This window comes from uncultured Bradyrhizobium sp., assembly GCF_947648125.1.
GTDB lineage: Bacteria > Pseudomonadota > Alphaproteobacteria > Rhizobiales > Xanthobacteraceae > Bradyrhizobium.
In genome coordinates, this window is the sequence record NZ_CANSMR010000001.1 from 59,678 (window position 1) to 72,330 (window position 12,653).

The 12,653-nt window shown below is 63.0% G+C and carries 11 protein-coding genes; all 11 read left to right on the forward strand.

The window, feature by feature from the left end; genetic code table 11:
* The first annotated feature begins 7 nt into the window (after nt 1–7).
* The 11 genes from Q0030_RS00285 (at nt 8) to Q0030_RS00335 (ending at nt 11,887) form a co-directional block, all read left to right on the forward strand.
* Nucleotides 8–1,561, forward strand: coding sequence for an AMP-binding protein (locus Q0030_RS00285; RefSeq protein ID WP_298361800.1), 1,554 nt, complete (start codon nt 8–10; stop codon nt 1,559–1,561).
* A gap of 16 nt (nt 1,562–1,577) precedes the next feature.
* Nucleotides 1,578–2,822: an acetyl-CoA hydrolase/transferase C-terminal domain-containing protein gene (locus tag Q0030_RS00290; protein ID WP_298361803.1), complete on the forward strand. Its 1,245-nt coding sequence runs from the start codon at nt 1,578–1,580 to the stop codon at nt 2,820–2,822.
* Nucleotides 2,822–4,003, forward strand: a complete 1,182-nt coding sequence (locus Q0030_RS00295; RefSeq protein WP_298361806.1) for a CaiB/BaiF CoA-transferase family protein — start codon at nt 2,822–2,824, stop codon at nt 4,001–4,003. The genes Q0030_RS00290 and Q0030_RS00295 overlap by 1 nt, the downstream gene beginning before the upstream one ends.
* Before the next feature lie 478 nt (nt 4,004–4,481).
* Nucleotides 4,482–5,987, forward strand: coding sequence for an aldehyde dehydrogenase (locus Q0030_RS00300; protein ID WP_298361809.1), 1,506 nt, complete (start codon nt 4,482–4,484; stop codon nt 5,985–5,987).
* Between the two features lie 23 nt (nt 5,988–6,010).
* Entirely contained in the window at nt 6,011–6,781 is a 771-nt protein-coding gene (locus tag Q0030_RS00305) for an SDR family oxidoreductase (protein WP_298361812.1), read from the forward strand.
* A 35-nt stretch (nt 6,782–6,816) separates the two neighbouring features.
* The gene (locus tag Q0030_RS00310; protein WP_298361815.1) at nt 6,817–8,013 is read left to right on the forward strand and encodes an ABC transporter substrate-binding protein; all 1,197 of its coding nucleotides are present in this window, start codon (nt 6,817–6,819) and stop codon (nt 8,011–8,013) included.
* Nucleotides 8,014–8,071: 58 nt separating this feature from the next.
* A complete protein-coding gene (locus tag Q0030_RS00315) occupies nt 8,072–8,944 on the forward strand; it encodes a branched-chain amino acid ABC transporter permease (protein ID WP_298361818.1) in 873 nt (290 codons plus the stop codon).
* Nucleotides 8,944–9,915, forward strand: a complete 972-nt coding sequence (locus Q0030_RS00320) for a branched-chain amino acid ABC transporter permease (RefSeq protein ID WP_298361822.1) — start codon at nt 8,944–8,946, stop codon at nt 9,913–9,915. The genes Q0030_RS00315 and Q0030_RS00320 overlap by 1 nt, the downstream gene beginning before the upstream one ends.
* Nucleotides 9,912–10,646 (forward strand): ABC transporter ATP-binding protein, encoded by a 735-nt coding sequence (locus tag Q0030_RS00325; RefSeq protein WP_298361825.1) that lies wholly within the window; start codon nt 9,912–9,914, stop codon nt 10,644–10,646. The genes Q0030_RS00320 and Q0030_RS00325 overlap by 4 nt, the downstream gene beginning before the upstream one ends.
* Nucleotides 10,643–11,353, forward strand: coding sequence for an ABC transporter ATP-binding protein (locus Q0030_RS00330; protein ID WP_298361827.1), 711 nt, complete (start codon nt 10,643–10,645; stop codon nt 11,351–11,353). Before Q0030_RS00325 ends, Q0030_RS00330 begins: the two co-directional genes overlap by 4 nt.
* 63 nt (nt 11,354–11,416) lie before the next feature.
* Nucleotides 11,417–11,887 carry an alpha/beta fold hydrolase gene (locus tag Q0030_RS00335; RefSeq protein ID WP_298361830.1) on the forward strand — a complete coding sequence of 157 codons (471 nt, stop codon included), beginning with the start codon at nt 11,417–11,419 and terminating at the stop codon, nt 11,885–11,887.
* The last annotated feature ends 766 nt before the right edge of the window (nt 11,888–12,653 follow it).

Genomic DNA, 12,653 nt, shown 5'->3' on the forward strand with positions numbered 1-12,653 from the left:
AACCGACATGAACCTCGCTCACCATCTGCTGCGTGCCGCCAAGGTCAATGCATCTGCGCCGTCGCTTCTCAAGGGCCTCGTGCCGGTCGCGGACTACGGCCGGCTTGCGGCCACGACTGCCTCCCTGGCCGCCGCGTTACGTCAACGCTTCAGCCTTGCGAGGGGCGATCGGGTCGCGTTGCTCATGAAGAACGTGCCCGACTATGTCGCTTGTCTCTATGCCTGCTGGCATGCCGGGCTGGTCGCGGTCCCCGTCAATGCCAAGCTGCATCCGCGCGAGGTCGCGTTCATTCTCGAGAATTCCGCTGCGGCCGTCGCGTTCGTGACGGAGGACATGGCCGGAGTTGCCTCGGACGCATTGGCGCTGAGCGCCACGAAGCCGCGTGTGGTGGAGATCGGCTCGGCCGAGTATCGCGGCCTGGAGAAGACCGAGGGCATCGGTGTCGCCGATGTCTCCGCCACGGACCCGGCCTGGATCTTCTACACCAGCGGCACCACGGGCCGGCCGAAGGGGGCTGTGCTCAGTCATCGCAATCTGCTTGCCATGGCGCTCAACTATCTCGCGGAGATCAATCCACTCGTGCCGGACGAAGCGCTGCTGCATGCTGCACCGATGTCGCACGGCTCCGGTCTCTATATGATCCCGCATGTGCTCGGGATGGGCGCGCAGATCATTCCGGAGAGCGGCCGCTTCGAGCCCGATGAGATCCTGGAGCTGACTGCCAGGCGGGGCGGCATTTCCTTCTTTGCGGCGCCGACCATGGTCCGGCGCCTGACCGTGGCGGCGGGAGCCGCAGGCACGCATGCGCCGGGGCTGAAGACCATCATTTATGGCGGCGGTCCGATGTATGTCGCCGACTGCAAGGCAGCGCTCGATGTGTTCGGGCCCAAGCTTGCCCAGATCTACGGCCAGGGCGAGACGCCGATGACCATCACGTTTCTGCCCAAGCAAATGCATGTCGATGATGGCCATCCGCGCTACGAGGAGCGCTTGGCTTCCGTCGGCTTTGCGCAGAGCGTCGTTGAGGTCCGAACCGTGGATGACGCAGGAGCTGACGTGGCGCCCGGCATGATCGGTGAGATCATCGTGCGCGGGGATACTGTGATGTCGGGCTACTGGCAGAATCCTGACGCGACGAGGATCACTTTGCGGGACGGCTGGCTCTATACCGGCGATATGGGCTCCTTCGATGCGGATGGTTTTCTGACCCTGAAGGACCGCTCCAAGGATGTCATTATTTCCGGAGGTACGAATATCTATCCGCGCGAGGTGGAGGAGGTCCTGCTTCGGCACGAAGCTGTCGCCGAAGTGTCGGTGATCGGCCAACCGCATCCGGAATGGGGCGAGGAAGTCGTGGCCGTCGTCGTTCCTGTCGCCGGTAGGATGGTTAAGCGCGAAGAGCTGGACCGGATGTGCGGCGAATGGATCGCCCGCTTCAAGCGGCCGAAGCACTATTTCGTCACGAGCGAATTACCAAAGAACAGCTACGGCAAGGTCGTGAAGACCCAGCTCCGTACTTTTCTGGGCGAGCGTTCGGGGCGACTGGCACCAATGGACTGAGCTGTCGCAGACGCCCATGCCCGACGACACGAGATCGATCGACTTTGGCGGCCTGATCCGGGAGGGGGATCTCGTGGTCTGTGGGCAAGCGACCGCGGAGCCGCGGACTCTCACCGAGGCACTGGTCGCGCAGGCGGACCGTTTGCCGCCGTACCGCATGCTCGTCGGCCCCGTATTCTCCGAGACCTTTTCTCTCGAAAGCATTTCGAAGATCTCGTTTCTGAGCTATGGCGTGATCGGCAATACGCGCAGGCTTGCCCGGGCCGGCAAGCTCGACGTGATCCCGAGCAGCTACAGCGCCTTCTGCGCCGATTTCGTTTGCGGAAGGCACCGCGCCGATGTGGTCCTTGTACAGCTCGCTCAATCCCGCGACGGGCGGCTCAGCGCGAGTCTGTCGAATGATTATGTGATCGACGCGGCGCGCAGCGCGCGTATGGTCATTGCGGAGATCAATCCGGCTGCGCCCTGGACGTACGGCGCCGAATGGCCCGAGGACGTGTCGATACACTTGCGCGTTGCCGCCCGCCGCCCGCCCGTTGAATTGCCGTCGACGCCGCTGGATGATGTTTCGCGGCGTATAGCCGCGCGCGCGGCAAGCCTGATCGCCGATGGCAGCACGCTGCAGTTCGGGGTCGGCAAGATTCCGGATGCGATCCTGTCCTGCCTGTCGCATGCCCGCAATCTCGGCATCCATTCCGGCCTCATCAACGATGCAGTGGTCGATCTGATCGAGCGCGGCGCCGTCACCAATGCAGGCAAGGGCCGCGATACCGGCATCACCATAACCAATCAGCTCATCGGCACGCAGCGCCTCTACCGCTTCGCGCATGAAAACAAGGTGATCGCCGTCCGGCCGGCGTCCTACACCCACAGTCAGGACGTGCTGTCGAAGATCAACCGGTTGGTCGCGATCAACTCGGCATTGCAGGTCGGGCTCGACGGCAGCGTCAACTCCGAGACGTTGAGCGGCGTTGCCGTCGGCGCAATTGGCGGTCAGCTCGACTTCGTGCGCGGCGCCAACGCTTCACCTGGAGGCCGCGCCATCATCGCGCTGCCTGCGACAGCGTCCGATGGCACGAGCCGCATCGTTGCGGTCGTAGAGACCGTGACGACGCCGCGCGCCGATGTCGATGCCGTCGTGACCGAATGGGGCGTGGCGGAACTGCGCGGCTTGAGCCTCACCGAGCGCGCGCACCGGATGATCGCGATCGCCGCGCCCGAGCACCGTGAAGCACTTTCGAGGAAGGTTGAGGGACGTTGATGAACGATGTTGCTGAAGTCGGCGGCGAGGCGGACCGCCACGGGCCGTTGCAAGGCTTGCGGATCGTCGAGCTCGCAGGCATCGGTCCGGCGCCGATGGCTGCGATGCTGCTTGCCGATCTTGGCGCCGACATCATCCGCATCGATCGCCTCGAGCCAAGCAGGCTCGGTATCGCCAAACCCAAGCAGTTCGATGTGCTGGCGCGGGGGCGCCCGTCTGTGGCGGTCGACCTCAAGCATCCCGACGGCCTTGCATGCGTGCGCGACATCGTGCGCTGCGCCGACGGCCTGATCGAGGGCTTTCGCCCGGGCGTGATGGAACGGCTTGGCCTCGGTCCCCAGGACTGCTTCGACGTCAACCCGCGGCTGGTCTACGGACGCGTGACCGGCTGGGGCCAGACCGGTCCGCTCGCGCAAGCCGCCGGTCATGATCTGAACTACATCGCGCTGACCGGCGCGCTGCATGCAATCGGGCGCGCCGGTCAGCCGCCGACACCGCCCTTGAATCTGGTCGGGGATTTCGGCGGCGGCGGGCTCTACCTCGCGTTCGGCGTGGTTTGTGCCCTGATCGAATGTCAGCACTCCGGTCGCGGCCAAGTGGTCGACGCGGCTATGGTCGACGGCGCGGCAACGCTGATGAGCTCGATCTACGGCATGTTCGGTGCCGGCCTGCACGGCCCGGAGCGTGGCACCAACCTGCTCGACTCCGGCGCCCCGCACTACGAGGTCTATCGGTGCGCGGACGGCGAATACATCAGCATCGCTCCGATCGAGACAAAGTTCAGGGGTGAACTGTTCAGGCGCCTTGGTCTGGCTGAGACGGAAATTCCTGATCTCGACGACGTTGCGGCCTGGCCGGACTCGAAGAGAGTCTTCGCTGACATCTTCGCCCAGCGAACGCAGGAGGAATGGTGCGCTGTGCTGGAGGGCGCCGACGTCTGCTTCGCTCCCGTGCTGTCGGCGCTGCAGGCGCCCCACCATTTGCACAACCGCGCGCGCGGGACCTTCGTCGAGATCGACGGCGTCGTGCAGCCGGCGCCGGGGCCGCGCTTTGGCCGTAGTGTTCCAGCGCGCCCGCGCAGCGCCCGAGAATGCACGATGGATGCGACGAAACTCCTGGAAGCATGGGGTGTCGATCGGGCGAGGACGGCGCAGCTTCGCTCTGCCGGAATCGTGAAATAGCCGGCTGCGCTTAAGACGAACTCAGTGTTTGCATTCCCTGTAGTTCACATATGTGAATAACAAAAGCAGAAAGTTGCTGGATCTGCAATGCACTCTGCCGTGCATTCATAGCTTATCGCTCTAATCTACCTGTGTCTTCTCATTCCTGGATGCCGGTTGGAAAAATGGCTTTGAATTATTTGTACATATTGACGAACTAAAATTGCACAGATATGTACATCTGCGATCGGGGCTCGGCGAACGCACCGCCGGAGCAAGTGTAAGAACCGTCACGGGGAGGAGTTGTGTCGAAGGCCCATAAGGTGCTGACCGTCCGCGTCCTCGCGTCCGCATTCCCTCGATCCTTTCAAAGCTTACCGACGGGTGACCGCCCAAGGCGGCGAGACTGGCCGAGCCTCTCGGAGCGAAGGGGTCGACCCGTGCGCGTGCTCGCCCCGGAGGCACGAAGGCGGCGGCGCAACAACAGGGGATAAGTGTCATGATTCCGACATCCCGCGGCGCGGCGTCGCTAGCCCGCTATGAGCACCTCTATATCGGTGGGCAATGGGTCGCCCCGCAGGATGGCGGACAGATCGAGAGCATCGATCCGTCGACGGGGAAGCCGTGGGCGCTCGTTGCCTACGGCGGCAAGCGCGATGTCGATCGCGCCGTCGCTGCGGCCCGCGAGGCCTTCAACGGTCCCTGGCGCAAGATGCCGGGTTGGGAGCGCGCTGCACTGCTGCGTCGCCTTGCGGAGATATATCAGCGCAGGGCGCCCGAGCTCGCAATCCTTGAAAGCCGCGATTCCGGCCGTGCGCTACGCGAGGCGCGTGCCGACGTCGGTGCGCATCACAACTGGTATTTCTGGTTCGCCTCGCTCTGCGACAAGATTTGGGGGCGGACCATTCCCATGGACGACAGTGTCCATGTGTTCACCTCGCGCGAGCCGCTCGGCGTTGTGGGCGCAATCACCCCCTGGAACGCGCCGTTGCTCACCACGACCTGGAAGCTTGGTCCCGCGCTGGCGAGCGGCTGCACCGTCGTACTCAAACCCGCGGAGCTGACGCCGGTCACGGCGCTCGAGCTCGGCAGGATCATCGAGGAGGCCGGCTTCCCGCCGGGCGTGGTCAATGTCGTTCCGGGCTACGGCAAGGACGGTGCCGGCGAGCATCTCGTCTCTCATCCCGGGGTCGACAAGATCGCCTTCACCGGTGAAGGCGACACCGCACGCGCCATTCTCAAGACCGGCGCGCATACATTGAAGCGCTTTTCCTTCGAACTCGGCGGCAAGGCGCCGCATATCCTGTTTGCCGATGCCGATATCGAGCAGGCGCTCAACGCCGCCACCAGTTCGGCGTGGGCGGTATGCGGGCAAAGCTGCGCGCTCGGATCGCGCGTGCTGGTCGAACGGCCGATCTACGATCGCGTGGTCGATGAATTCGCCCTCCGTGCTGCCTCGGTTCGCGTCGGCATGCCGCTCGACGAAGCCACGCACATGGGGCCGCAAGCCAGCGACGAGCAGCTGAAGAAGACGTTGTCCTATATCGAAATCGGCCGCGCCGAAGGCGCGGAGCTCGTTGCCGGCGGCAGGCGTATTGAGCATGGCGACATGGCGCAGGGCTATTTCGTGGAGCCGACAGTCTTCGCCGGTGCCCGCAACGACATGCGTCTTGCGCGCGAGGAGATTTTTGGTCCGGTGGCGACCATCATCCCGTTCGACGGCGAGGCGGAAGCAGTCGCCATCGCCAACGATACGAGCTATGGCCTGACTGCCGGATTGTGGTCGCGTGACGTCGGGCGCGCGCATCGCGTGGCCGCGCAGATCCGGGCCGGGATCGTCTGGGTCAACACCTACCGCTACATCCGCTGGAGTACGCCCTATGGCGGCTTCAAGAGCAGCGGCTGGGGCCGCGAGAACGGCATCGAGGCGCTCGACAACTATCTCGAGACGCGCACTACCGTGATCAGCACCACGGGCCAGTTTCCCAATCCTTATATCAATTGAACCGAACTTTCGGAGGAAACGTTATGCGTTTGGCCAACAAGCTCGCCGTCATCACTGCCGCCGCGTCCGGAATGGGGAAGGCCGGCGTCGAGCTGTTCGCGCGAGAGGGGGCGCGCGTTGCAGCCGTTGACGTCAACGCCGCGGCACTGGCGGCACTTGCCGCCGAGATGGCGGCCAAGGGCACGCCGATCGAGACCATCCAGGCGGACTTGTCGAGCGTCGATGGCGCGCGCGGCAGCGTGCATGCCGCCGCCGACAAGCTCGGCGGGATCGACATTCTGTGGGCTCATGCGGGAATTCCAGGGCCCGCCGGCATCGAGAATCTCGATCTGGATGCCTATCGTAAGGCGATGACGCTCAATGTCGACTCGGCGGTGTTCGCCGCCGGCGAGGTCGTCGGCCACATGCGCAGGCGCGGCGGCGGCTCGGTGATCTTCACCGCATCGGTCTCGGGAATCGTCGGCTCCCGGTTCAGCCCGGTCTATTCGGCCGCCAAGTTCGCCGTCGTCGGGCTCACCAAGTCGCTCGCCCAGACCTTCGCTCCCGACAAGGTGCGGGTCAACGTGGTTTGTCCGGGTGTCACGGACACCCCGATGCTTCTGGAATTCATGAGCCGCGATCGCGATCCGGTGAAGGCGGCGGCGTCGCAGGCAAAGTTTCTCGAGTCCGTACCGCTGCGCAGGCTGTGTCGGCCCGAAGAGATCGCGCATGCCGCGCTGTGGCTCGCCTCGGACGATGCGAGCTATGTGACCGGCATCGAGCTGCTGGTCGACGGCGGATTCACCTGCCAGTAGCGGTCAATTATACAGATCAAGTGAGAGGACAGACTATGAAGCGACTGATCTGGGGTTGTCTCTTGCCGCTCGTCGCGATGGCGATCGGCGCGGCGGGACCGGCTCATGCCGCGAGCGAATTGAAGATCGGCGTCTTGGTGCCGCTGACGGGGACGTCTGCTGCTGACGGCACTCGCCTGTTGAACGCGCACCAGCTGGCCGCCAAGCAGATCAATGACGCCGGCGGAATTGCCGGGCTGGGTGGCGCCAAGATCAATCTCGTCGTCGCCGACACGCAGTCCAAGCCGGAGGTCGCCCGCAGCGAGACCGAGCGGCTGATCTCGCGGGAGAAAGTCAGCGTGGTGCTCGGCGCCTGGGCCTCGGCAACCACGATTCCGTCAGTGCAGGTCGCCGAACGCTATCGGGTTCCCTTTGTCGTCACCTCCGCCGTGACCGATGCGATCACCGAGCAGAGCATGCAATTCGTCTTTCGGGTCAGCCCCAAGGGCTCCTGGGCGGCCAAGGATGTGGGTGCGTTCATCGGCGATCTTCGTCAGCACGGCGTTGCTCTCGACAAGGTCGCGATCGCCTATGAGGACGGCCCGTTCGGGCAAACCGTCTCTGCCGGATATCGCAAGGAATTGGCCGCGCAGAGTATCAAGCTCGTCGCCGACGAGAGCTTCCGGACCGGTTCGGCCGACGTGTCGACCCAGGTTGCCAAGATCAAGGCGAGCGGCGCAGATCTGGTCCTGATCGTCGCCTATATCGACGATGAGAGCGTGCTGGTCCGTTCGATGGCTGCGCAGCAATACCGTCCCTACATTCTCGGCTATGGCGGCGGCCACACCCATCCGACGCTGCTTGAGCTTGGCGACCTGGTCGAAGGTGCCTTCGGCGTCGTGGAGTGGATGCCGGATCTCAAGAACCCGGCCGCGAAGGCGTTCGCCGACGCGTACAAGGCGGCCTACGGGGCGCTCCCGCTCAGCAATTCGGCGCAAGCCTTTGCCGCGACGTGGGTTTCAGCGCTCGGCGCCGATGCGGCGCACAGTGCGGACCCGGTGGCGATCCGCGATGCCTTGCGTCAACTGAAGCTGAAGGATGGGCCGGCGACCCTGCTGCCGAACGATGCGTTGGCCTTCGATGAGAGCGGCCAGAACCACGTGAGCAATGTCATGTCCCAGGTGATCGACGGCAAGTTCGTCACCGTCTGGCCGACGAACTTTGCGGCGCAACCGTTCAAGCCACGCAAATGAGCGCCCTCGCGGAGGACGTCTTCTGGCCGGACGTCCTTCCTCTAGCTGGAATATCGGCATGACGATAGGAATCTTGTTGCAAGCCGTGATCAGCGGTCTGGCAAACGGATCGATCTATGCGCTGATTGCGGTCGGCCTCACGCTCGTGTTCGGCATCATGAGGATCATCAATTTCGCTCACGGCGAATTCCTAATGATCGCGATGTATGGCGGCTTCTTTGCGTGGTCGGCCTTCGGCATCGATCCGGTGCTCGCCGTCGTCATCGTGACTCCCGTCGTGATGTTGATCGGCGTCGGCCTCTACAAGGGGTTGATCAGGTTTGCGCTCAACGTGCCGGACATCAACCAGATGGCCGTGACGCTGGGCCTGTCGATGCTGCTGCAGCACATGGCGCTGATGATGTTCACCGGAAACAACAGGTTGATCACGCAACCGCGCAGCACGGCGAGCATCGCCATCGGGCCCGCGATCATCCAGGTGCCGCAACTGATTGCCTGCGTCGCGTCGCTTTCGCTGCTGGGCCTTCTCTATCTGGTTCTTCGCCGCAGCGATCTTGGGCTCGTCATGCGCGCAGTGTCTCAGTCGCGCGACGGTGCCGCGTTGTCGGGAATCGACATTTCCGCGGTCTACAAATGGGCGATGGCGATCGGTATCGGATCGCTCGGGGTCGCCGGGCCGCTGATGGCGGCGATCCTCTATGTCAATCCGATGGTGGGGGCGCTGTTCACCCTGAAGGCATTCGTGATCGTGATCGTCGGCGGTCTCGGCAGCTTCAGCGGAGTGCTGATCGGCTCGCTGCTGGTGGGTCTCGCGGAAAGCATTGCCGCCGCCTGGTTCTCGGCTGCAATCTCCGCTGCCGTCCCGTTTGCGATCCTGCTCCTGGTTCTGTTGATCCGGCCGGAAGGCCTGATGAGCGCAAGGATGCGCTGATGCGGGACTTTGCAGCTGTCGCAATCATCATCGCTGTCATCATTGTGGCGTTCGCCGCCGCCCTGACCGACGGCTACTACATGGATATCTTCATTCTGACCTGCTTTTACGGCACGCTGGCGGTCGCCTGGAATCTGATGGCGGGGTTGACCGGATTGATGTCGCTTGGCCATGCGCTGTTCGTTGGAATCGGCGCCTATAGCGTGGCCTGGGGATATACGGCCCATCAATGGTCGCCGCTCGTGACCTGGCCGATCGGGATCGGACTGTCGATCGCGGTCGCAATTGTGATTGGACTGCTGTGCTTTCGCTACGGGTTGAAGGGCTATTTCTTCGCGATCGCTACGCTCGCTTGCGGTGAGATCGCCTTCTTTGCGGTATCCGCGACGACGGCGCTCGGTCGTTCCGACGGAATCATTCTGCCGCTGGCGAAGAATCCGGAACTGCACTTGCAGTTCATCGCGAAGTGGCCCTATGGCCTCATGATCGGCAGCTTCCTGACCCTCACGCTGCTTGCCGGCCAATTCCTGATGCGGTCGCGGATCGGCTATTACTGGCGCTCGCTGCGCGACAATGAGGATGCCGCGGAGGCCCTCGGCGTCAATGCGATGGCGATGAAGGTGCTGTCGTTTGCCATCAGCGCCGGCGTCGCCAGCGTGTGCGGCGCGTTCTATGCGCATTATGTCGCCTTCGTCGATCCGCGATCGGTGCTCGGCGTCGACATCTCGGTGCAGCTATTGGTCTATGCCATCGTCGGCGGCATGGGCCTGCTCTGGGGGCCGCTGGTCGGCGCCGCCGTGCTGGTGCCGTTCGGCATGTTCCTGCGGAATTTCAGCTTTCTGCAGGGAAGCGAGGTCATCTTCTATGCCGTGCTGCTAATCGGGCTGGCGCTCGTTCTGCCGCAGGGGGTCAGCGGTTGGGTGGTCGGCCGCATCGGCAAAGCCAAGGCGGCTGCGGAGCTGCCGTCATGAACCAGCTCCTGCAGCTCGAAGGGGTCAGCAAGTCCTTTGGTGGGCTCCGTGCCCTGCACGATGTCGGATTTTCGGTGGAGGCCGGCGAGATCTTCGCCATCATCGGACCAAACGGCGCCGGCAAGACAACCCTGTTCAACTGTATTGCCGGTGCGCAGAAACCGACCTCCGGCAGCATCATTTTCCAGGAGAGGCGGATCGACGGACTTCGCCCGCATGAGATCTGCAGGTCGGGCCTGGTACGGACCTTCCAGATCGTCAAGCCCTTCCTCGGGATGACGGTGGCCGACAACGTTCGTGTCGCCGCCTATGTGCACGAACGCCGAAACGCCGGCGCGGATGCCGTCGCGCGCGCGATGCTGAAGCAGGTCGGGCTCGACGACTATGCCGATGTCGGCGCCGACGAGCTGAATATTGCGCAGCTGCGCCGGCTCGAGATCGCCCGCGCAATGGCGACGCGGCCGCGGATGGTGCTGCTGGACGAGATGCTCGCCGGATTGACCGCGACCGAGACGGAAGCGATCTGCGAGGAGCTTCGGGAGATCGCCCGGCAGGGTGTGGCGCTCGTCGTTGTCGAGCATTCCATCCCGGTCGTCAGCTCGTTGTGCTCGCGGGCCGTCGTCATCAATTTCGGCGAGGTCATGGCGCATGGGGCGACGCTCGATGTCATCCGTGATCCGCGCGTGCAGGAAGCTTATCTCGGCAAGGTCGAGGCGGTAGCCTGGTCATGAGCAATCTGATTGTTCGGGGCATCAGCGCCGGCTATGGCAAGGTGAATGTGGTTCGTGACGTTTCCCTCACAGTTCCCGAGGGGCGTCGCATCGCGTTGGTCGGCTCGAATGGTGCCGGCAAGAGCACAATCGTGCGTACAATCAACGGCCTTTTGGCACTGCGTGGTGGATCGGTTCAATGGGACGGGGTGCCGATCGAGAGTATGAGAGTCCATCAGCGCACCCGCGCCGGCATTGCAACTGTTCCGGAGGGACGCTTGCTTTTTCCGGACTGTACCGTGACCGAAAATCTCGTCGCGGCTTCGACCTGGGGACAGCCAAAGATCGAGCGACAGCGCAGCATCGAGGTCGTTTTTGATCTTTTCTCGCGCTTGCGGGAGCGATCGGCCCAACGCGTCGGTACTTTGTCGGGCGGTGAACAACAGATGGTCGCGATCGGTCGGGCGTTGATGACGCGCCCGCGCCTGTTGATGCTTGACGAGCCTTCGATTGGACTCGCGCCAAAGGTGGTCGGTGAAATATTCGAAGCGCTCGGCAGATTGACTGGCAGCGGATTGAGTCTTCTGCTTGTCGAGCAGAATGTCCAGCTCAGTCTACGTTCCGTGGATTGTGCCTATGTGTTGCGACGTGGCGAGCTTGTACTAGAAGGAAACGCAGCTGACCTTCTGGACCACCCCTTCGTACGCGAAGCCTATCTTGGGGGGTGACAAGGCCATCTGCGAGTTGGTAGTCATGCCAAGCCCGCGACCGCATAGCAAGGCTAGACCATCTTGCTGCAATCTGGTTTCACATCCCTGCACTGTCCGAGCTTTCGCATCACCGCGCCGGATGCGGCCGGCTTCGGATGTACGCAACGCAAACGGAACCAGGCTTTCACGCTCGATTTCTGGGTCGATCACATCGTTGGCGTGATGGACGGGCTCGAGGTCGAGAAAGCACATTTTGTTGGCAATTCCTTCGGCGGGGCGCTGACGCTCGCACTCGCCACACGCCATCCCGAGCGGGTTAACCGGATAGTGCTGATGGGATCGGCCGGTCTGGAATTCGAGCTTACGGAAGGGCTGGATGCCGTTTGGGGCTACGAGCCCGGCATTGAAAGCATGCACCGCCTGCTCACTGAGTTCTTTGTATATAATCGCGACCTGATCTCCGACGATCTGGTTCGCTCGCGCTACGAGGCGAGCATCAGGCCGGGATTTCACGAGTCGTTCTCGACATGTTTCCAGCACCGCGCCAGCTAGAGGTGTGGGGGGCGCTTGGTGTTTTCGTGGTACAGATTTTCTCGACTTGAGAACGAAACAGCAGCGGCGGCTCTGCCAGAGCGGCCCCCAGTGGGGCCGCCACTGGGGGCGAGCCATCAGGCCGTCGCTGCTTCACGTGATTGTTCGGTTTGGCGGTCAAGCATCTGCCAGCCATTATCTTGCGCATGTTGAGCGGTCTTGAGGCAAGCAAGGCCCGGTACAGCATACGGACCGAAACAAGCAACTCGATCAAGCCGCCTTGAGTGGCCGCTACGCGGTCCTCACCGGCTTTCAATTACCCACAATTTCTGCCCCCAACGACGGCACCCAACCCGTGTCAGCAAGTCGCGACAATCCGCGCCACATAACCATATTGCTGGGTGGGGGATCATTGGCGCGTACCAGGTAGCCGCTTCCCCATACAAGTGCTCAGGAAACCGGATCCGTAGCCGGCAAGCAGCCAGCAGGCCGGATGCAAGCACACGCCGTGGGACGATAAGCGAAGCTGGGATTCGAACGAAGAGCGCCACAGAGAGTCCCCGCAGAGGTGGCTAGGGAGACTGTGCTTCATGTCGGGGCTCGTATCGCTTCGCTGTTACAGGGCCTTTCAAACAGATCGCGATCGGCGACTTTTAGAGTTTACGCGATGCATGGGCGTTGCGGCGATCGAGGGAAGACCGGTCTCTTTGTCACCCGCGTAGACGGTGCCTTCGATTCTGCTCCGTCAGCAGGATCCCGATGAATTCCTCCTCATCCGGCATGCACT